The 18,799-nt window shown below is 65.5% G+C and carries 18 protein-coding genes; 7 read left to right on the forward strand and 11 right to left on the reverse strand.

Going from position 1 to position 18,799, the window contains the following annotated elements; translation table 11 throughout:
* The first annotated feature begins 143 nt into the window (after positions 1–143).
* On the forward strand, positions 144–1,160 hold the full coding sequence (locus LN047_RS25675; RefSeq protein ID WP_373980591.1) for a LysR substrate-binding domain-containing protein: 1,017 nt from the start codon (positions 144–146) through the stop codon (positions 1,158–1,160).
* Between the two features lie 32 nt (positions 1,161–1,192).
* On the opposite strand, the gene LN047_RS25680 is transcribed toward LN047_RS25675, so the two are convergent.
* Both LN047_RS25680 and LN047_RS25685 read right to left on the reverse strand, forming a co-directional pair.
* Entirely contained in the window at positions 1,193–2,395 is a 1,203-nt protein-coding gene (locus LN047_RS25680) for a pyridoxal phosphate-dependent aminotransferase (protein ID WP_334165573.1), read from the reverse strand.
* Positions 2,396–2,457: 62 nt separating this feature from the next.
* Entirely contained in the window at positions 2,458–3,432 is a 975-nt protein-coding gene (locus tag LN047_RS25685; protein ID WP_373980592.1) for a D-2-hydroxyacid dehydrogenase, read from the reverse strand.
* A 168-nt stretch (positions 3,433–3,600) separates the two neighbouring features.
* On the opposite strand from LN047_RS25685, the gene LN047_RS25690 reads away from it, so the two are divergent.
* Positions 3,601–4,596: a LysR family transcriptional regulator gene (locus tag LN047_RS25690; protein ID WP_373980593.1), complete on the forward strand. Its 996-nt coding sequence runs from the start codon at positions 3,601–3,603 to the stop codon at positions 4,594–4,596.
* Positions 4,597–4,744: 148 nt separating this feature from the next.
* Here the strand turns inward: LN047_RS25690 and LN047_RS25695 are convergent, their stop codons facing one another.
* The 3 genes from LN047_RS25695 to LN047_RS25705 form a co-directional block, all read right to left on the reverse strand.
* Positions 4,745–5,719 (reverse strand): Bug family tripartite tricarboxylate transporter substrate binding protein, encoded by a 975-nt coding sequence (locus LN047_RS25695; RefSeq protein WP_373980594.1) that lies wholly within the window; start codon positions 5,717–5,719, stop codon positions 4,745–4,747.
* A 132-nt stretch (positions 5,720–5,851) separates the two neighbouring features.
* Positions 5,852–7,567 (reverse strand): amidohydrolase family protein, encoded by a 1,716-nt coding sequence (locus tag LN047_RS25700; RefSeq protein ID WP_373980595.1) that lies wholly within the window; start codon positions 7,565–7,567, stop codon positions 5,852–5,854.
* A 33-nt stretch (positions 7,568–7,600) separates the two neighbouring features.
* On the reverse strand, positions 7,601–8,605 hold the full coding sequence (locus tag LN047_RS25705; RefSeq protein WP_062841231.1) for a tripartite tricarboxylate transporter substrate binding protein: 1,005 nt from the start codon (positions 8,603–8,605) through the stop codon (positions 7,601–7,603).
* A gap of 166 nt (positions 8,606–8,771) precedes the next feature.
* Here LN047_RS25705 and LN047_RS25710 point away from each other — a divergent pair, with 166 nt between their 5' ends.
* A complete protein-coding gene (locus LN047_RS25710; RefSeq protein ID WP_373980596.1) occupies positions 8,772–9,752 on the forward strand; it encodes a LysR family transcriptional regulator in 981 nt (326 codons plus the stop codon).
* A 22-nt stretch (positions 9,753–9,774) separates the two neighbouring features.
* Here the strand turns inward: LN047_RS25710 and LN047_RS25715 are convergent, their stop codons facing one another.
* The gene (locus tag LN047_RS25715; protein WP_062841233.1) at positions 9,775–9,996 is read right to left on the reverse strand and encodes a hypothetical protein; all 222 of its coding nucleotides are present in this window, start codon (positions 9,994–9,996) and stop codon (positions 9,775–9,777) included.
* Between the two features lie 89 nt (positions 9,997–10,085).
* A complete protein-coding gene (locus LN047_RS25720) occupies positions 10,086–11,210 on the reverse strand; it encodes an FUSC family protein (RefSeq protein ID WP_373980597.1) in 1,125 nt (374 codons plus the stop codon).
* Positions 11,211–11,419: 209 nt separating this feature from the next.
* Between LN047_RS25720 and LN047_RS25725 the strand changes: the two genes are divergently transcribed.
* Positions 11,420–12,436, forward strand: coding sequence for an amino acid ABC transporter substrate-binding protein (locus tag LN047_RS25725; RefSeq protein WP_056324770.1), 1,017 nt, complete (start codon positions 11,420–11,422; stop codon positions 12,434–12,436).
* Positions 12,437–12,446: 10 nt separating this feature from the next.
* On the opposite strand, the gene LN047_RS25730 is transcribed toward LN047_RS25725, so the two are convergent.
* Positions 12,447–13,367 (reverse strand): LysR family transcriptional regulator, encoded by a 921-nt coding sequence (locus LN047_RS25730; protein ID WP_063954814.1) that lies wholly within the window; start codon positions 13,365–13,367, stop codon positions 12,447–12,449.
* A gap of 165 nt (positions 13,368–13,532) precedes the next feature.
* On the opposite strand from LN047_RS25730, the gene LN047_RS25735 reads away from it, so the two are divergent.
* The 3 genes from LN047_RS25735 (at position 13,533) to LN047_RS25745 (ending at position 17,109) form a co-directional block, all read left to right on the forward strand.
* A complete protein-coding gene (locus tag LN047_RS25735; protein WP_063954813.1) occupies positions 13,533–14,507 on the forward strand; it encodes a tripartite tricarboxylate transporter substrate binding protein in 975 nt (324 codons plus the stop codon).
* Between the two features lie 11 nt (positions 14,508–14,518).
* A complete protein-coding gene (locus LN047_RS25740) occupies positions 14,519–15,964 on the forward strand; it encodes a M81 family metallopeptidase (RefSeq protein WP_373980598.1) in 1,446 nt (481 codons plus the stop codon).
* A 146-nt stretch (positions 15,965–16,110) separates the two neighbouring features.
* Entirely contained in the window at positions 16,111–17,109 is a 999-nt protein-coding gene (locus tag LN047_RS25745) for a Bug family tripartite tricarboxylate transporter substrate binding protein (protein WP_373980599.1), read from the forward strand.
* Positions 17,110–17,219: 110 nt separating this feature from the next.
* Here LN047_RS25745 and LN047_RS25750 read toward each other — a convergent pair whose 3' ends face one another.
* The 3 genes from LN047_RS25750 to LN047_RS25760 are packed head-to-tail and all read right to left on the reverse strand — an operon-like array spanning position 17,220 to position 18,781.
* Positions 17,220–18,197 carry a 2-hydroxyacid dehydrogenase gene (locus tag LN047_RS25750; RefSeq protein ID WP_373980600.1) on the reverse strand — a complete coding sequence of 326 codons (978 nt, stop codon included), beginning with the start codon at positions 18,195–18,197 and terminating at the stop codon, positions 17,220–17,222.
* A gap of 16 nt (positions 18,198–18,213) precedes the next feature.
* The gene (locus LN047_RS25755; RefSeq protein ID WP_056324762.1) at positions 18,214–18,423 is read right to left on the reverse strand and encodes a hypothetical protein; all 210 of its coding nucleotides are present in this window, start codon (positions 18,421–18,423) and stop codon (positions 18,214–18,216) included.
* Positions 18,424–18,454: 31 nt separating this feature from the next.
* Entirely contained in the window at positions 18,455–18,781 is a 327-nt protein-coding gene (locus LN047_RS25760) for a 2Fe-2S iron-sulfur cluster-binding protein (protein ID WP_056324760.1), read from the reverse strand.
* Positions 18,782–18,799: the final 18 nt, after the last annotated feature.

Genomic DNA, 18,799 nt, shown 5'->3' on the forward strand with positions numbered 1-18,799 from the left:
TCGACCACGTAAACAGTTCAAAACGCCGGGAAATCACGGCATGCCGAACTCTACCGGTACAATTCGGGGGTCCGATACCGGGTCTCCCCCTATGCGTTCGACACAAATTTGAACAGCCTTATGAGCATTACTCATACCCCCCTATGAGACGTCGCTGCCCCACCCTTTCTGAGTTAAACGCATTCTCCGCGGCGGCCCGGCACTTGTCGTTTTCCAAGGCGGGCAAGGAACTGTTCGTCACGCAAAGCGCCATCAGCCGGCATATCGCCACGCTGGAGAACTACCTGGGGCATGCGCTGTTCATCCGGGGCACCAACGGGCTGCAGCTCACGCGCATGGGCGCCACCTATCTCAGCCTGATCCGACCGGCCCTGCATACGCTCGAAAGCGCCACGTCACAGGTCATGGCGACGCAGCAGTCGGCAAAATCCCTGAACGTATCGGCCGCGCCCACCTTTGCGGCGCAATGGCTGTTTCCGCGATTGAAGACGTTCCGCGAGGTCAACCCGGACATTTCCATCAATTTCGTGCGCTACAGCGTGGCGGATTACAAAAGCACCGAGCTCGATTTCGATGCGTCGATCCAATATGGGTATGGCGACTGGCACGACGGCGACGCCAAATACCTGACGGGGCGTGAAACGCGCCTGGTGTGCTCGCGGGAATATCTGGATCAGCACCCCATCGGCAGCCTCGAAGACATCAAGCAATGCACGCTGCTGCAGCACATCGAGATTCCGCTGTCCTGGGAATATTGGTTCTCGACCTACCTGGGCGATTATGACCGCGCACGATTCGGCCCGGGCTTCAATCTGTTTTCGATGATTATCCAGGCCGCGTCTTCCGGCTTTGGCGTGGCGCTGATGCCGCATTGCCTGATCGAAAAGGAACTGGCCACCGGGCAACTGGTGGACATTTTCGACCGGACGTTTGAAAGCCCGCTTGGCTATTATCTTTGCGCGCCGAACTGGCGCAGCAACATGGAAAGCTACGAACGGCTGAGCCAGTGGCTGGCGCACGAGTGTTTTCACGGCGGGCACGGCGGCGACGCCGCCCTGCCCACTGACGTGCGGCCCGCGCCGGGAAAGCCGGCTGCTGGACGGATGGCGCCCGCGCAGCCCGGTGAATCCGACTGCCCGTATTGCGGGGCGGCAGCCTAATCGTCCGGCGCAAACGCCCGCCCCAACCGCCTTTATCCCAGCTTCGCGCAAGCGCGCTTGATGCGCGCGCAGCCCTCTTCCAACTGTTCCATCGACGCCGCGTACGAGATCCGGAAGAACGGCGACACCCCGTACGCCGCGCCTTGCAGCACCGCCAGGTTCTCCTCGTCCAGCAGGTACATGATGAAGTCCTCGTCGGTCTTCAGTTGCTTGCCCGCGGGCGTCGTCCTGCCCAGCAGCCCCTCGCAGGACGGAAACACGTAGAACGCGCCTTCCGGCATGTGGCAGTCGATGCCGTCGATGCGGTTCAGGCTGGCCACGATCATGTCGCGGCGCGCCTGGAAGATGCGGGTGCGTTCGGCCATGAAATCCTGCGGGCCCGACAGCGCCTCCTGCGCGGCCGCCTGGCTGATCGAAGACGGGTTGGACGTGCTCTGCGACTGCAGCTTGGTCATCGCCTTGATCAGGTCGGCCGGCGCCGCCCCGTAACCGATACGCCAGCCGGTCATCGCATAGGCCTTGGACACGCCGTTGATGGTGAGCGTGCTCGCCTTCAGGTCGGGGGCCACCTGCGCCAGCGTGGCGAACTGCCGGCCGTCGTACAGGATGTGCTCGTAGATGTCGTCAGACATCAACCAGACATGCGGATGGCGCCGCAGCACTTCGGCCAGCGCCAACAGCTCTTCGCGCGAATAGGCCGCGCCGCTGGGGTTATTGGGACCATTCAGGATTACCCAGCGCGTGCGCGGCGTGATCGCCTTGTCCAGGTCGGCGGGTTGCAGCTTGAACCCCTGCGCGGGCGGGCAGGCCACGAAGACCGGCGTGCCGCCCGCCAGCAGCACGATGTCGGGATACGACACCCAGTACGGCGTGGGCACGATCACCTCGTCGCCCTCTTCGACGGTGGCGAGCAGCGCGTTGAAGATGATCTGCTTGCCGCCGTTGCCGACGATGATTTCGCTGGCAGCGTAGTCCAGGCCGTTGTCGCGGCGGAATTTCTCGCGGATGGCGGCCTTGAGCTCGGGCGTGCCGCCCACGTCGGTGTACTTGGTGCGCGACTGCGCCATCGCGCGCACGACCGCCTGCGTGACGTTGTCGGGCGTATCGAAGTCGGGCTCGCCGGCCGTCAGCGCGACGATATCGCGGCCGGTGGCGCGCAGTTCACGGGCCCGCTGGCCCGCCATCGAGCTGGGCGAGGGTTTGATGCGCTGGATGCGCGCGGCGGTCTGGATCATGGAAGGTCCTGGAATTGACGGGTTGCAAGCAGGGGGGGGGTGCGGGGGCAATCAGGCTGGCGTTACTGCCGCCACTGCCGCAGGTAATCAAGAAAGATCCGGTCTACGCGCGCCTCGTTGCCATCCGAGTGGCCCGCCGAATGCGGCGTGACGAATGCGTTGGGCAGCGTCCATAGCGGCGATTCGGCATCCAGCGGTTCGTGTTCGAACACATCCAGATACGCGCCGGCCAGCGTCTTTGCGCGCAGGGCGTCGATCAGTTCGGCTTCAGCCACGATCTCGCCACGCGCCACGTTGACGAGCCGGGCGTGCGGCGCCATGGCGGCGAGCACACGCGCGTTTACCAGCCCGCGTGTGCGATCGCTTAAAGGGCAGGCCAGCACCAGCCAGTCGGCGCGTCCGGCAATGCGTTCCAGATCCTCGAACGCGTAGGTTTCGATGCCATCGGCGGGCGGCGTGGCCGCGCTGCGAACAGCGATGACGTTCAGGCCCAACATCCGCAGATATCCGGCAAGCGTCTGGCCGATCGGCCCCCATCCCACGATCACGGCGGTCTGCCCGGCCAGGTCGCGCGGCAGCAATCCGCCGATCAGTGGCGTCCACGTGCGCGCCCGCTGCGCGTCGAACAGGCGGGGAAACTCGCGTGCCAACGACAGGATCGCGGCCAGCGCCGTCTGCGCCACCACCTGCGCATTGGCCCCGGACGACGTCGTGACGCGCACGCCGCGCGCCTTCAGTTCGCCGAAGATCGGGCGGTCGGCGCCCGCCGAATGCACGTGCACCCAGGCCAGCTTCGGCGACCGGCGCAGCGTGACGTAAAACGCCTCCAGCGGTTCGAGGACGCGATGCTTGGTCGACAAGCCCGTCACGTCGCGCGAGATGAAGGCGACATCCACATCCGCCGGCTCATTGCCGTGCGCCTGGGCCGCAATCACGGCCTCGAAGGGGCGCTCGTCCAGGGCCTGGCTGATAGCGTCGCCGATCCGGTCCCGCGTCGATGCGGACATGAGGATGCGCAAGGGTTGTGGTGTGCTCATGTGGGCAATACGCCTGCAGCGCTCATTTCAGTTCGCTCCCTGTTGCGTGCGGTGGAGACGGCGCGATGCGCCAGATCGAAGGAAATTCTAGAGCGCGGTTTTCTTCACTACAAATTGTTGGTTTTTGCTTATTATTCGGTTTCACCAATATATGAAACGGTGGGGAGCATGACGGCCAAACGCAGCATCACCCTGCGGCACTTTCGCAGCTTCGTCGCCGTGGCCAACACGGGTTCGTTCACCGTTGCCGCGTCGCAATTGTTCCTTACCCAGTCTTCGCTGACGGCGACGATCCAGCAGTTCGAAGACGCGGTAGGCGTCAAGCTGTTTGACCGCAGCACACGCCGCGTGGCGATGACGCCGGAGGCCGCGCGCTTCAGGGCCGAAGCCGAGCGCATCCTCAGCCAGTTCGACGGCGCCTTGAGCGACCTGGAAGCGTTGTCGCAAGGGCGTCAGGGGCATGTGCGGATCGCGGTGGTGGCGTCGGTCACCAACTACTTCCTGGGCGACGCCATCGCGGCGTTCCGCCTGGCTTATCCCAAGATCACGTTCTCGTTGCACGACGCCGGCTCGGAACAGGTGGAAAAGATGATCGCCAACGGCGACATCGATTTTGCGATTTCGACCTCGCACCATGGCTTTGACGAGCTGGTCTACACACCGCTGTTCGAAGACCGCTACGGCGTGATCTGCGCGGCGTCCTATCCGTACGCGCAAGGCGCCAAGCCCTTGAAGTGGGCTGACCTGGACCCGGCGGAATATGTGGGGTTTACCGAGGACACGGGCATCGGGGCGTTCCTGCGCGCGCATGCCGGCAAGCCTGGGTTCTTTGAGCAGCAGCACGACGAAGTGTCGCGGACGTCGTCGCTACACGCCGTGCTGCGCGGCGGCGGGCGCTACTCGATTCTGCCGGCGCTGGCGGCAAGTTCCATCGCGCCGCCGCAGACCCAGGGGATCGAACCGGGGACGTTCGTGTTTCGGGAATTGAGTTCGCCGCGGTTGTCGCGCGAGGTCTGTCTGATTACGCGGCGGCTGCGGTCGCTGTCAGCGAGTTCCGAGCTGTTCCTGCAGTACATGCGGGACGTGATCAACGAAAAGCCGGTACCGGCGGGGGTGAAGGTGTCGGGGAAAAGGTCCAGGAAGGCGGCGTCTGCCGGTGTCTGACACCTGCACCGCCGGTGTCTGACACCCAGGACAGTCGACAATTCACCGCAGGTGTCTGACACCCATGGAGTCGGTCTGCATCTTGAACCGCTGCCGCAAGGGTGTCAGACACCTTTTCTGCACGGGTGCCGGACACCCACGCCGGGGGCTACTGCACCGCGATCTTCGCTTCCTTCACCAGCTTGCCCCATTTGGCGCGTTCGGCTTCGATGTGTGCGGTGAAGTCCTGGGGCGAGCCGCCCGTGGCCTGCGCGCCTAGTTCGGTGAGCTTCTTGCGCACGGCCTCGTCGGCCAGGATCGCGTTGACCTCCTTGTTGAGCCGGTCCACCACGGCCTGCGGCGTGCCGGCGGGTGCAACCACGCCGGTCCAGGACAGGGACTCGTATCCCTTCAGGCCCGCCTCGGTCAACGGCGGAATCCCCGGCAGCACCGACAGCGGCGTGGTGCTGGTGACGGCCAGCGCCTTGACCTTGCCGGATTGCGCCAGCGGCACCGCCGACGGGGCGTTGTCGAAGATCATGTTGATCTGGCCGCCGACCAGGTCCACCAGCGCCTGGCCGCTGCCTTTGTACGGCACGTGCATCAGGTCCACGCCCGCCATGTTCTTGAACAATTCGCCCGACAGGTGCGTCGAGCTGCCCGCGCCCGAGGACGCAAAGGAATACTTGCCGGGGTTGGCCTTGGCCAGCTTGATCAGGTCGTCCACACTGGACACCGGCATGTCGTTGTTCACGATCAGCACGTTGCTGATGGACGCGGTGTACGCCACGGGCTTCAGGTCGCGGTCGGCCTTGTAGCCCGGGTTGTTGTACAGGAACTCGTTGATGGCCAGGATGCCCGTCGTGCCAAAGAGCAGCGTCTGGCCATCGGGCGCGGACTTGGCCACCATGGCCGCGCCGATGTTGCCGCCGGCGCCCGAGCGGTTTTCGACCACCACGGGCTGCTTGAGCGCCACCGCCAGCCGCTCGGCCAGGAGCCGTCCGATCACATCCGTCGACCCGCCGGGCGCGAAAGGCACGACCAGCGTGACCGGGCCCTTCGGATAGGCGGTTTGCGCGCCCGAGGCCGTGGTCACGCAGGACAGCACGGCCAGCGCCGCGCCGGCCAGTTTCCACTTCTTCATTTTTTTCCCCTTGATTTTTGGGTTGCTGGTGAAGCAACCCTGCCGATCATAGGGAGCGCAATCCTGCGCCACAAATGAGAAATTCCAGTGGATTAATCGGTGCAATCAATATATTCGGGAATGCCCGGATGCTTATCCGCGTTGCGGTCCGGCCCCGCGCAGCAGCTTGCCTGGGAGCTCGCCCGTGGCCTGGCCGCGCTCGAAGATCGGTAGGCCGTTGACCAGCGTGGCCACGTAGCCATCGGCACGCTGCACCAGCCGGCGCCCGCCGCCCGGCAGGTCGAAGACCATTTCCGGGCAGTGGACCTTCAGCGCATCGGGATCGATGATGTTGATGTCGGCCTTGTACCCTGGCTGCAACAAGCCGCGATCGTGCAAGCCATAGACCAGCGCGGTGTCGCGGGTTTGCCGGCGCACCACGTGTTCCAGCGGCAATAGCGGGCCGCGGCGGCGGTCGCGCGTCCAGTGGCTGAGCATGAAGGTCGGCATGCTGACATCGCAGATGTAGCCGCAATGCGCGCCGCCGTCGGACAGGCTGTTCACGGTATTGGCGTGCTGCATCAACTGATGAAGGTGATCCAGGTTTTCGTACGAGTAGTTGAAGGACGGGTAATAAAGAATCGCCCGGCCGTCGTTCTCCAGCATCAGGTCGTACACCAGCTCCAGCGGCGGGCGCCCGGTGCGCGCCGCCATGGCCGCCACGCTGTCTTGGGGCAGCGGTTCGTAGTCGGGATCCTGGCCTAACCGGTAGATCTTGTGAAAGCTGCTGAATAGCGTTTCGGCCCGGCGGTCCAGCAGGCCGCGCTGCTCGCTCATGATTTTCTGACGGACCTGCGGATCGCGCAGCTGCGCGAGCTTTTCCGGCAGGGGCAGCGCGTGCAGCGCCTGATAGGTCGGATGGGCAATGAAGGGGTGCAGCGAACTCTGCCAGGAGAACAGGATGCCGAGCGGCCGGCCGCTGATGCCGGCCATGAGCGGCACGCCTTCGTCGCGCGCCTTGTCCAGCGTGCGCTCGATCTGCTTCCAGACGTCTGGCGCGCCATCGGTCTGCTGAAGGTTGAACAGCACCGGCAGACGATTGTGGCGGGCAAGCTGCTCCAGCCAGGGGATCTCGCCTTCCATTGCGGGATGGTTGGCCGTCATCTGGAACACGCCGTGACCGACTTCGCCCATGACCGATCCCAGCGCGCTGATCTCTTCGCCGGTGGCGAACGTGCCCGGGGGATACTTGCGCTCGTCGTACTTGTGCAGGAACGTCCGCGACGTCGAAAAGCCGACCGCGCCCGCCTGCAAGGCGGCGCGCACGACCTCGCGCATGGCCAGCAGGTCTGCGGGCGAGGCCTCGTCGTGATGAATGGCGCGATCGCCCATCACGTACGCGCGCACCGCGCTGTGCGGAATCTGCGCGCCGATGTCCAGCGCCTTGGGCCGCCGGTCCAGCGCGTCCAGGTACTCGGGGAACGTCTCCCAGTCCCATTCGATGCCTTCGGACAGCACCGAGCCCGGAATGTCCTCGACGCCTTCCATCACCTTGATCAACCATTCGCGCCGGTCGGGCTTGACCGGCGCAAAGCCCACGCCGCAGTTGCCCATGATGGCGGTGGTGACGCCATGCCATGTCGACGGGCTGAGATACGGATCCCATGTCGCCTGGCCGTCGTAATGGGTATGGATGTCGACCCACCCCGGCGTCACCAGCGCGCCCGCCGCGTCGATTTCTCGCCGCGCCGCGCCCGCCTTGCCGCCGGCCTGGACGATCGTGCCGCCGTCAATGGCCAGGTCGCCCACCCGGGCGCTGGCGCCCGAACCGTCCACCAGCGTGCCGCCGCGTATCACTACATCGTGCATCGTTGTCTCCCGGGGCCCGCGGGCCCGTCAGCCTTATTCCAATACCAGCCCGATCCGGCGGATCACGTCGCCCCACCGCGCGCTGTCGCGCTGCACGATGGCCGAAAATTCCTTGGGACCCGCGCCGCTGACCTCGTTGCCCTGCGACAGGATGGTCTGGGTGATTTCGGGGGTCTCCAGCGCGGCGCGAAACACCTGGGCGACACGCTCGGCCAGTGCGGGCGGCATGTCGCCCGGGCCGAAGATGCCTTGCCAGCCCACGATGTTCAGTCCCTCGATCCCCTGCTCTTCCAGCGTGGGCAGTTCTGGCAGCACGCTCAGACGCCGGTCCGTGGCCGGGCCCAGCAGCTTGACCTTGCCGGCACGCGCGTTCTCGACCGCCGTGGCGGTGCCGTCGAAGTAGACCTGCACGTCGCCCGCCAAGAGCGCGCGGCTGGCGTCGGCGGTGCCCTTGTAGGGCACGTGGACGATGTCGGTGCCCGTCTTCATCTTGAGAATCTCGCCATTCAGGTGCGAGGTCGATCCGGCGCTGTACGAGGCGTAGTTCAGCTTTCCGGGATTTGCCTTGGCGTAGGCGATCAACTCGGCCGTCGTGGAGAACGGCGCGTTGTTGTTGGCGACCAGCACGGTGGCCGATCTGACCGCCTGCAACACCGGCGTGAAGTCCTTGACCGGGTCGTACGGCAGCTTTTTGTAGAGGTGCGGATTCTGCGTGTGCGTGACCACGATGGTGTACAGCAGCGTATAGCCGTCCGGCTTGGCGCGCGCCACGTCCTGCGCGCCGATCATCGTGCCCGCGCCCGGCTTGTTCTCGATGATGACGGAGGCGCCCGTCTGCTGCGATACCTTGGCCGCCAGCATGCGCGCCAGCGAATCCGACCCCGACCCTGCCGGAAATGGCACGACCATGCGTATCGGCTTGCCCGCGGCGGGCCAGGCGTCGGGTTGCGGGGATGGCGCCGCGACGGCCGCCGTACAGGCCAGCATGCTCAGCGCGGCGGCCCAGCCCGCCAGATGGAAGATCGGCTTGCGGTTCATGTTGTCTCCTCCTGCGAGGTTGGCGTGTCGCGGGGCCGCGCAGCGCTCTGTGTCGTGTTTTCCCGGGTTCTTGCAGCGTTTTCACCGACCCGTGGTCAAGCTGTTTTAGTCTTGCAATTGACTCGAATCAATTGCATATTTGGCGCAATTCCGATGAGAAAAATACATGGGCCTGACGATTCGTTCGCTCCAGCACTTTTCCGTCCTTGCCGAAGAGCGGCACTTCTCTCGGGCGGCCCAGCGGCTGCATCTGACGCAGTCGGCGCTGACGCGCAGCATCCAGTCCCTTGAAGAGACGCTGGGCCTGGTGCTGGTGGATCGCGCGTCGATTGGCGTGACGCCGACGCAGGCGGGAAAAATGGTTCTCGATCGTTCGCGCCGCATCCTGGGCGATGTCCTCGCCCTTCGGCGCGAGGCCGAATTGATGAGGGGCCACGACACGGGACGCGTGAGCTTCGGCGTCGGGGCCTTTCCGGCGGCGGGGTTTCTGTCGCCGCTGCTGGTCCGCCTGGCGCACGACCATCCCGGCCTGAGCGTGCATGTCGAGATCGAAAGCTGGCAGCGCCTGCTCGACAAGCTGTTGCAGGACAAGCTGGACTTTGCCGTGGCGGTGACGCACAGCCTGCCGCCGCCGGCCGACTTCATCGTGCGTGCGCTGCCGCCGCAGCACGGCGGCCTTTTCGTGCGGGCCGGGCATCCGCTGCAATCGGTGCGAAAACCCAAGCTGCGCGCCGCCTTGGCGCAATATCGCCTGGCCGCCACCGACCTGCCGCAGCGCGCGCGGGAGTACCTGGCCAAGCTGTATCAGGTGGCGGGCGTGGATGAACTGCCGATTGCGTTTGAATGCGACAGCGTCAGCGCGCTGCGCGACGTAGCCGTGGGAAGCGACGTGGTGCTGTTCTGCACGCGCGAGGCCATCGTCGCCGAACTGGCGCAAGGGGCGCTCGTGCCGTTGCCGCTGCCCTACCCGGCGTCAGGTCCGCTGACCTACAGCGTCATCCATCGCGCCCGGCGCAGCTTGTCGCCTACGGCGGAACGGATCATCACGTTGGTGCAGGCGTATCTGGCGGGCGACGGGGGGAATGATGCGGCGCCCCCGCGCGGGCGGCGGCGAAGTGCCGGCGCGAAATCGGCCGCAAAGGGCTGACACCCGCGCCGCATCAAGACATTCAAGTCCCCGCGCCGGGTTCCTGTTCGCGCCGCTCCGCCGCTTCCTGCGCGGCGACGTCTTCCAGCTTGACCTGACTGGTGCTGCCATGCGTGGCGGCGCATTGGGCGGGATTCTGGGTGCTTTTGACGCACTCAGCAAACGCCAGCGCCGCGTCGACGGTCGCGAAGTGATACGAATGACCGTCGGCGAACGCGACCTTTCCTTCAACAGAACAATCCATGAGTGCCTCCAGGTTGCGCAAACGCCCATCCTATCCGAGCCGGCAGGGAAAATCGACCTCCGCGGCGTACAGCCGGCGCGGGGCGGCGGTCAACTCACCCGCTGCGGCAGCACTGCCCGCATCCAGCGGGACAGCGTCGGGCGGATGCGTTGGCTGTGCAGCAGCACGGCGCCGAGCACGCCGATGAATGCCCCGAGCGCCGTGTCCACGAAGCGCGCCTCGATCACATCGACGGGATAGCCTTGCCCCAGATGCGGCGCCTCGGCCAGAAAGATGGTCAAGGGCGTGATCAGCGCCACCGCGCTGGCGTAATGGCGAACCACCAGCGTCTCGATGCCGAACGACAGCGCCATCATCACCACGCTCAGCGTCCCGACATTGAGCGGCAGGCTGAGCAGCGCCCATGCCACGCACAGGCCCACGGCGGTGCCCAGGATGCGGTGCATCTGCCGGCTCCACGCCGCGCGCAGGCTGGCGCCCTGGATGATCGCCAGGCAACTGACGGGCACCCAGTACGGCCGCTGCAGTTGCAGCAGTTCGGCCACCAGCAATGAGATGCCGACGAACAGCCCGATGATGACGGAGTCGTACACAACGAAATCGAACGTGGGCTTGGGCAGTTCGACATGCGGCGGCGGCGGGGACACGCGCGTCATGTGCAGCGAATACGCAAAGGCCACCAGGCAGGCGACCAGACAACCCAACGCCACCATGCCCACGCGCAATGGCACGTCTTCGATGGTGCCCGGCGTGTAGGCGGCGATCGCCGTGGCCATGATGAAGAACAGGCTGCCCGGCGGGCCCAGGCGATAGCAGCGGCACACCATGTTCACTACCATCGCAATCAGCGTCAGCGCCGCGATCGTGGCGGTCGGCCAGAACTGCGTCAGCGCGCCCAGCGCATAGCAGGCGACCATGCCGAAGGACGCCGCCAGCAGCATCATCATGCGGATCTGCAACGAGGCGTTGGGCAGGCTCAGGAACACCATCCCGCCCAGGCTGGACATCAGTCCGTAATCCATGCGCCCGAAATACGCGCCCACCATCAGCGGCAGACCCGACGACAGCGCGGCGGCCAGCGGCATTTCCCAGCGGCGGTCGCTGGCGTTGACCCGAGTTAGCTCGGCCCAGGTGCCGTGCAACTGCTCCTTGACGAAGGCGTACGGGCGCCTCGTGCGGTCGTCTGGACCTGCGGGGTCGTCATGTCGATTCATAGGCTGGCGTGGCGGTGTGGCGTTTTCCGGCCGCTGGCGGCCTGGAAGCAGGCGGCAGGGCGGGCCTGCCCGATTCTATCCCCATCAAATTCCGCCTCCCGGATTTAACGGGAATTCCCTGATTCTCCCTCTCGGACCCACTGGTACTATGCGCCGCACTTCAGCCTTCGGCTGAACGATAAACATGCGCCACGCGGCGCGGAGACACCATGAAAGCACTCAAACTGGCTGCGGCAGGAACCGCCTTGTTCATTTCGTCCTGGACCGCCCACGCCGGCGCGACCTTCGAGGCGGTCAAGAGCAAGGGCTTTGTCCATTGCGGCGTATCCACGGGCGTCGCGGGCTTTTCCGTGAACGACAGCAAGGGCGGCTGGATCGGCCTTGACGTCGACCTGTGCCGCGCGCTGGCCATCGCCCTGTTCGGCGACGCGTCCAAGGCCAAGATCCAGGCGATCAGCGCGGTCCAGCGCTTTACCGCCCTGCAATCCGGCGAAGTCGACGTCCTGACCCGCAACACCACGCTCACCCTGACCCGCGACACGACGCTGGGCCTGATTGGCGTGGGCGTGAACTACTACGACAGCCAGGGCATCATGGTGAACAAGTCCCTGGGCGTGAAGAGCGCCAAGGAACTGGAAGGCGCCACCGTCTGCGTGCAGCCCGGCACCACCACGGAACTGAATCTCGCGGACTGGTTCCGCTCGCAGAACGTGAACTTCAAGCCGGTCGTCGTGGAGCGCCTGGACGAGATCATCCGCGCCTTCGCCGTGGGCCGCTGCGACGCCTTCACCGGCGACAAGTCGCAATTGGCCGCCGCGCGCAGCAACCTGGAGAATCCGGAAAAGTACGACATCCTGCCGGAGAACTTCTCCAAGGAACCGCTGGGCCCGATGGTTCGCCAGGGCGACGAGCAATGGTTCAACCTGGTCCGCTGGACCATGAACGCCATGCTGGAAGCCGAGGAATACGGCGTCACGTCCAAGAACGTGGACGAGATGCTGAAAAGCACCAACCCGAACATCCAGCGCCTCTTGGGCGTGACGCCGGGCATGGGCAAGAACCTGGGCGTCGATGACAAGTGGGCCTACAACATCATCAAGACCGTCGGCAATTACGGCGAGAGCTTCGAGAAGAACCTGGGCCCGAACAGCCCGCTGAAACTCGAGCGCGGGCTGAATGCGTCGTACCGCAACGGCGGGCTGATGTACGGCTGGCCCGTCCGGTAATCCAGCGGATTCAGGCCTTGCCTGCGCCGAATAGAGGCGAGGCCTGGATGCGGTCCAGCATTTCCCTTACTGCGCCCGTCAGCGGCCTGTTGGCCCTGACCATCAGGCGCGATTGCGCCGCTTCAAAAATCGGATTGGTGGTGCGAAGCGCCACCAGCTCGCCCCTTGCGACCTCTTTCACGACGGAATTGGCCGACGTGAACGCCAGTCCCAATCTGCACTCGACATAGCGTTTGAGCGTGACGACCGAGTTGGCTATGAAGCTGGGCGCCAGGACCGTATTTTCGGACAGCTCGGCCATCTCGATCAGCTGCCGCAACCCGAAGCCGGGCGCCATCAGCGCGACCGGATACTTCGCGACGTCACGCAGTGCCGGGCGCTTGCGTTGACGAGCCAAGGGATGATCGGGCCAGGCAATCACGCAGAGCGGGTGCGTGCGCGTGTCGACCACGCGAATGGCCGGGTCGGCTGGCGCACCAAACACCACACCGATATGCGCGTCGTCATGCACCACCGCCCGCACGGCATCTGAAGCGCCGGCCACCCGCAGCGAAACCCGCACACCCGGATGCTGCCGGCAGAACGCATCAACCGCGCCGCTCATCAGGATATCGACGAAGCCCTCGCTGGCAACGATCTGGATATCACCACGCTGCAGGCCATTGACCTCGTCCAGACGCGCCCGCAACGCCTGTTCGCTGGCCTGCCTGTCGCGGCAATGGTCCATCACGATGGCCGCCATGTCGGTCGGCACGATGCCGCGGCCCTTGCGCTCGAGCAGGGCCACGCCCAGTTCCTTTTCCAGAAGCTGGATCTGGCGGCTGACGATCGACGGCTCGACGCCAAGCCGCTCGGCGGCGCCACGTACCGAACCAGTGGTCACCGCTTCAAAGAAGTACTGCAAGCGCCGCGCGCTCAGCCCGCCATCCATGTCTGTCTCCCCGCGGCCGTCGGCCTCAAAACAATCGTTGCCAAATAGGCAACAAAATCGCGCCAAGCTTACATTGATTACGCGGCATGGGATTGCCAATAATGCGCCTGACCGAAGCCCCGCCGGCGCCCGCCGGCCCCCCTTTTCCTTTTCGAGCCGACACGCATGAAACCCTTCGCTTCAATCCTGGCAGCCGCGACGCTTGCCGTGTTCTGCCAGCAAGCCGCCGCCGCGCCGGAGACGGCTTATCCTTCGAAGCCCGTGAAAATCGTGGTCGGCTATGCCCCGGGCGGATCGTCCGACGCGGTTGCGCGCCTGGTCGCGGGCCGCCTGTCGGAGCGACTGGGACAGACCTTCGTCGTGGAAAACCGGCCGGGCGCCGCCAGCAACATCGCGGCGGCGGGCGTGGCGCGTTCGCCCGCCGACGGCTACACGATCCTGCTCGGCTCCAACGCCAGCACGATCAACGTGTCGCTCTACAAGGATCTGCCCTTTGATTTCCAGAAGGACTTTGCTCCGGTGGCGCTGTTGACGCGCTTTCCGAACATCATGGTGGTGAACAACACCGTGCCGGCCAAAACGGTGTCGGAATTCATCAGCTACGCGAAGGCCAACCCCAAGGGCATCTTCTTCGCATCGTCCGGCGCGGGCTCGTCGACGCGCCTGTCGGCAGAACTGTTCAAGACGATGGCCGGCGTCGAGATGGAGCACGTCCAGTACAAGGGCAGCGCGCCCGCGTTGACCGACCTGATGGCCGGCCGGATACAGGTGATGTTCGATACCGCGCCGTCTGTCATGCCCCTCATCCAGGGCGGCAAGCTGCGCGCGCTGGGCGTCACCAGCGCCAGCCCGCAACCGTTTGCGCCCGAGATCCCAACGATCGACGCCAGCGGCGTCAAAGGTTATGAAGTGACGTCCTGGTATGCCCTGTTCATGCCGGCGGGCACGCCTGCCGGCATCGTCGACAAGCTGAACCAGGAAGTCAACGCGATCATGGCCGAAAAGGATACGCAGGAAAAGCTTGCCGGCATGGTCGCCACGCCGGGCGGCGGCACGCCGGAAGAATTGCGAAAACACGTCGCCGAAGAGATCGTGAAATGGGGCGCGGTCATCAAGGCCTCCGGCGCCACCGTGGACTGAGCAGGCGGACCATGCGCGTATTCACCGGTTCGCTGGCCACCGAAACCAACACGTTCTCGCCGCTGCCCACGTCGCTGGCGGACTTCGCCGATAGAGGGCATTACTCCGCCGGCACGCACCCGCGGGAAATGACCATCTTCAGCGGCCCCCTGTGGGCTGCCCGCCAGCGCGGCGCGGAGCACGGCTGGAAGGTGATCGAAGGCATGGCGGCGGGCGCGCAACCTGGTGGCATCACCACGCGGCACGCCTATGAAACCCTGCGCGACGAACTGCTCCAGGACCTGCGCGGCGCCTTGCCCGTCGATATGGTGGTCCTGGGGCTGCATGGCGCAATGGTGGCGCAGGGCTATGAGGATTGCGAGGGCGACCTGCTTGCCCGCGTGCGTGCCCTGGTTGGCCCCGACGTCGTGGTCGGGGCCGAACTGGACCCGCATTGCCATCTGTCCGACGCCATGGTGCACAACGCCGACATCCTGGTGGCATACAAGGAGTATCCCCACACCGACATCCGGGAACGCGCCCTGGAATTGGTGGACTTCTGTGCCGCGCAGGCCGCCGGACGCACCAAACCGGTGTCGGCGGTCGTCGATTGCGGGATGGTCGTCACCATCCGGACTCCCCAGGAGCCGGCTCGGCGCTACATCGATCGCCTCATGGCGCTGGAGGGACGCGACGGCATTCTTTCCATTTCGGTCGTGCACAGCTTTCCGTGGGGCGACGTTCCCGACATGGGCACCAAGATCCTGGTGTACGCGGACCGCGACGGCGCCGCAGCCCAGACCCTGGCCCGGCGCCTGGCCGATGAACTGATCGGCATGCGCGAGGCGCTGGCTCCCGCTTGCCCACAGCCCGACGAGGCCATCAGCCAGGCGCTGGCGAGCGGGGTGACGCCCGTGGTGATCGCCGATGCCGCCGACAATCCTGGTGGCGGCGGGGCGGGTGACGCGACCTTCTTCCTGCATTGCCTGCGCGAGCGCAACGTGCGCAATGCCGTGGTGGGGCCGCTCTGGGACCCCGTTGCCGTGCGTATTGCGTTCAGCGGCGGCGTCGGCGCGCGCCTGCAACTGCGCATCGGCGGCAAGATCAGTCCAATGTCGGGCGCCCCGATCGACGTGTCCTGCACCGTCAAGGCGTTGGCGCCGGACATGGTCATGACGGGGCTGTCGGGCTCGCCTTGCGCCGTGGGCAACGCGGCGCGGATAGATGCGGATGGCATCGAGATCGTGCTGATCAGCGTGCGCGCGCAAGCGCTGCATACCGACGTGTTCACACAGCTGGGCTGCCGGCTTGAGGACAAGACGCTCATCGTGGTCAAGTCCGCGCAGCACTTTCATACCGCCTTCGCGCAGATCGCGCGCCACGTGATCTATGCGGACGCGCCCGGCTCGGTGTCGTTGAATCTTGCCGCACTGCCCTACCGCCGCATCGTGCGCCCGAAGTGGCCAATCGACCCCTGAACTGCGCCCCCCCTAGGGTAAGCCGCAATTTGCGTGCTCTCGCGTGGCCCGTACCGTACGAGAAATATGTTTATCGTACAAAGTCCGGATCACATTTTTGGAGCAGCACGTGAAGCAGTAGGTCTATAACCCAAGGGGAAGTCGTCATGAAACGTCGTAGTGCGTTGAAGCTGATGGGGGCCGCCGCCGGCCTGCACCTTACCGGCGCAAGCTGGGCACAGAGCGGGCCGTATCCGTCCCGCGTCATCAAGATCATCGTCTCTTCCACACCAGGCAGCGCCACCGACCTTGCAGGACGGCTGGTGGGCGACCTGCTCTACGCCAAGTACGGCCAGAGCGTGGTGATCGAAAACCGCGCCGGCGCGGGCGGGGTCATCGGCATGCAGGCGGCCGCTGCCTCACGGCCTGACGGCTACACCCTCACCACCGGGGGCCTGGGCCACAACGTGCTGCCGCCCGCCACGCTGCGCGGCCTGCCGATCGACATTCCAACCGCCCTCCTTCCGATCGCCCAGGTAGCCGAGTTCGTCAACGCCCTGGTCGTGCGCGTGGACCACCCCGCCAACACGGTGCCCGAACTGGTCGAATACCTGCGTGCCACGAAGCGTAAACCGCTATATGGCAGCAACGGCGTCGGCAGTTCGTCGCAGATGACGGCCGAGCTCTTTGCCATGCGCACCGGCTTGAAGTTCGACCACGTGCCCTACAAGGGCGCCAGCGAGGCGCTGGTCGGAACGGCCAATGGCGACCTGGACCTCTGTTTCATGAACCTGCCGCCCACGCTGGCGATGGTGGACGGCAAGCGCCTGAAGGCCTTGGCGGTGACCAGCGCCTACCGCGCGCGCCAGCTGCCCAACGTGCCGACCATGCAGGAACAGGGCATGAAGGACTTCGACGTGACGAGCTGGCTGGGCATGTATGCGCCCGCGCAGGTTGATCCGGCGATCATCGCGCAGCTGTCCAACACCATCGTCACGGGACTGGCCGCGCCGGAATACCAGACCCGCATCATCAACGCCGGCTTCGAACCCAAGCTGCGCGACGCCGCGCAGTTCCAGGCGTTCTCCAAGGCGGAACTGAAGCGCTGGACCGAGGTCGCGCAGCAGGCGGGGATCGTGGTGGATTACGGCGGGAAACAGGGATAAGGGGCATGGATAAGGGGCCGCCTCGGCGGCCCCACCTAGGCGGCCCCACCTAGGCGGCCCCACCTCGCAGGCCTTCAATCAACGGCCCGCTGCTTTGCCTGCCGGACGCGTCAGGCGCGCGCCTGCCAGACCTCGGGGTTGACCATCGCCTGCGGCGTCTTTCCGCCCAGTGCATCCATCAGGTTGGCCACCGCCAGGTCGATCATCGCGCGCCGCGTTTCGTGCGTGGCGCTGCCCACGTGCGCCTGCAGCACCACATTCGGCAAGGCGCAGAGCGGGCTGTCGGCCGGCAGCGGTTCTTGCTCCATCACGTCCAACCCCGCGCCTGCGATGGTGCCGGCACGCAACGCGTCGATCAGCGCCGCCTCGTCGATGACCGGGCCGCGCGCCGTGTTGATCAGGTACGCCGTTGGCTTCATCAAGCCCAGCTCGCGCTTGCCGATGGAATGGCGCGTTTCCGCGGACAGGGGGATGTGCACGCTCAGCACGTCCGACGACTTGAAGAGTTCGTCGCGCTCGACATAGGTGGCCAGGCCTTCGGCCTGCGGATCTTCGCGGCGGTTGTGATAGATGACCTTCATGTCGAAGGCCTGCGCCGCGCGGGCAACGACACGGCCGATGCGTCCCATGCCCAGCAGTCCCAGCGTCTTGCCGCGGATGTCGCGCGTCAGCGGAAAGGCACCCTTGGTCCATGCGCCGCTGCGCACGAAGGCGTCGCCCGCCACCAGGTTGCGCGACAGGCACAGCATCAGGCCGATCGTCACGTCGGCCACCGCGCCATCCAGCACGCCGGGCGTGTTGCAGATCAGCACCTTGCGCTGTGTGGCGGCCGCCAGATCGACGTTATCGAATCCCACGGCGAAGTTCGAGCTGACCTTCAGCGCGGGCAAGGCGTCCAGCAAGGCTTGATCGACCTTGGTGCGCACCGTGCAGACCATGCCTTCGATATTCGCGCGCGCATCCGCGTCCAGCACCTCGCCCGGATTCTGTCCGGTGGGCACTTCGACGATTTCGCAACGCTCGGCCAGCTGCTCGCGCAGATCGGGCGGCACGGGCGCGGACACGATGACTTTGGGTTTTTGATTCATGGGGGCTCCAGAGGGTTCAGGGTTCGATTGCTTCGACGTCGGTGGCAAATACCTGCTGCTCACCGGCGTCGACCAGCGCGGGTTCGGCCGGATGGTCCAGGTACCGGACAATCAGCCAGAAGCCGTCCTGCGGGTTCTCGACGATCTCTGCCAACGCGCCGCCCGCCATGCGCACGCGCACGCCGGGTTGCAGATCGACGAGGTTGATGGATTTGTTGTCGGCCATGCGGTTGCTCCTTGGGGTTCGGACGCGCTGGCTACAGCTCGAGCTGCGATGACGGCACGCGCACGCGGATGCCGTCCAGTTCGGGCGTCATGATGACCTGACAGGACAGACGGCTGGTCGGGCAGCGCTCGGGCACCACTTCCAGCAACGCTTCCTCGGCCATGCCGGGCGGCTCCAGCCGCGCGTGCCAATCGGCATCCACCTGCACGTGGCAGGTGCCGCAGATGGCGCCGCCGCCGCATTCGGCGACGATGCCTTCCAGGCCATCGCGCCGCGCGGCTTCCATCAGCGACCAGTCATCGGGCACATCCAGCACCTGTTCGGCGCCATCGGGCAGTTCAAATATCGCAACGGGCATGTTGTCTCCAGAAGGTTT

The sequence above is a fragment of the Achromobacter sp. JD417 genome, assembly GCF_041879325.1.
Taxonomy (GTDB): Bacteria; Pseudomonadota; Gammaproteobacteria; order Burkholderiales; family Burkholderiaceae_B; genus Achromobacter; species Achromobacter mucicolens.

Bases quoted from the DNA above. Each gene is read 5' to 3' on its own strand.
- LN047_RS25750 (WP_373980600.1), bottom strand. From the start codon at position 18,197: ATGAATCAAAAACCCAAAGTCATCGTGTCCGCGCCCGTGCCGCCCGAT.
- LN047_RS25710 (WP_373980596.1), top strand. From the start codon at position 8,772: ATGGGCCTGACGATTCGTTCGCTCCAGCACTTTTCCGTCCTTGCCGAA.
- LN047_RS25700 (WP_373980595.1), bottom strand. From the start codon at position 7,567: ATGCACGATGTAGTGATACGCGGCGGCACGCTGGTGGACGGTTCGGGC.
- LN047_RS25680 (WP_334165573.1), bottom strand. From the start codon at position 2,395: ATGATCCAGACCGCCGCGCGCATCCAGCGCATCAAACCCTCGCCCAGC.
- LN047_RS25690 (WP_373980593.1), top strand. From the start codon at position 3,601: ATGACGGCCAAACGCAGCATCACCCTGCGGCACTTTCGCAGCTTCGTC.
- LN047_RS25685 (WP_373980592.1), bottom strand. From the start codon at position 3,432: ATGAGCACACCACAACCCTTGCGCATCCTCATGTCCGCATCGACGCGG.
- LN047_RS25755 (WP_056324762.1), bottom strand. From the start codon at position 18,423: ATGGCCGACAACAAATCCATCAACCTCGTCGATCTGCAACCCGGCGTG.
- LN047_RS25695 (WP_373980594.1), bottom strand. From the start codon at position 5,719: ATGAAGAAGTGGAAACTGGCCGGCGCGGCGCTGGCCGTGCTGTCCTGC.
- LN047_RS25720 (WP_373980597.1), bottom strand. From the start codon at position 11,210: ATGAATCGACATGACGACCCCGCAGGTCCAGACGACCGCACGAGGCGC.
- LN047_RS25715 (WP_062841233.1), bottom strand. From the start codon at position 9,996: ATGGATTGTTCTGTTGAAGGAAAGGTCGCGTTCGCCGACGGTCATTCG.
- LN047_RS25730 (WP_063954814.1), bottom strand. From the start codon at position 13,367: ATGGATGGCGGGCTGAGCGCGCGGCGCTTGCAGTACTTCTTTGAAGCG.
- LN047_RS25735 (WP_063954813.1), top strand. From the start codon at position 13,533: ATGAAACCCTTCGCTTCAATCCTGGCAGCCGCGACGCTTGCCGTGTTC.
- LN047_RS25745 (WP_373980599.1), top strand. From the start codon at position 16,111: ATGAAACGTCGTAGTGCGTTGAAGCTGATGGGGGCCGCCGCCGGCCTG.
- LN047_RS25675 (WP_373980591.1), top strand. From the start codon at position 144: ATGAGACGTCGCTGCCCCACCCTTTCTGAGTTAAACGCATTCTCCGCG.
- LN047_RS25725 (WP_056324770.1), top strand. From the start codon at position 11,420: ATGAAAGCACTCAAACTGGCTGCGGCAGGAACCGCCTTGTTCATTTCG.
- LN047_RS25740 (WP_373980598.1), top strand. From the start codon at position 14,519: ATGCGCGTATTCACCGGTTCGCTGGCCACCGAAACCAACACGTTCTCG.
- LN047_RS25705 (WP_062841231.1), bottom strand. From the start codon at position 8,605: ATGAACCGCAAGCCGATCTTCCATCTGGCGGGCTGGGCCGCCGCGCTG.
- LN047_RS25760 (WP_056324760.1), bottom strand. From the start codon at position 18,781: ATGCCCGTTGCGATATTTGAACTGCCCGATGGCGCCGAACAGGTGCTG.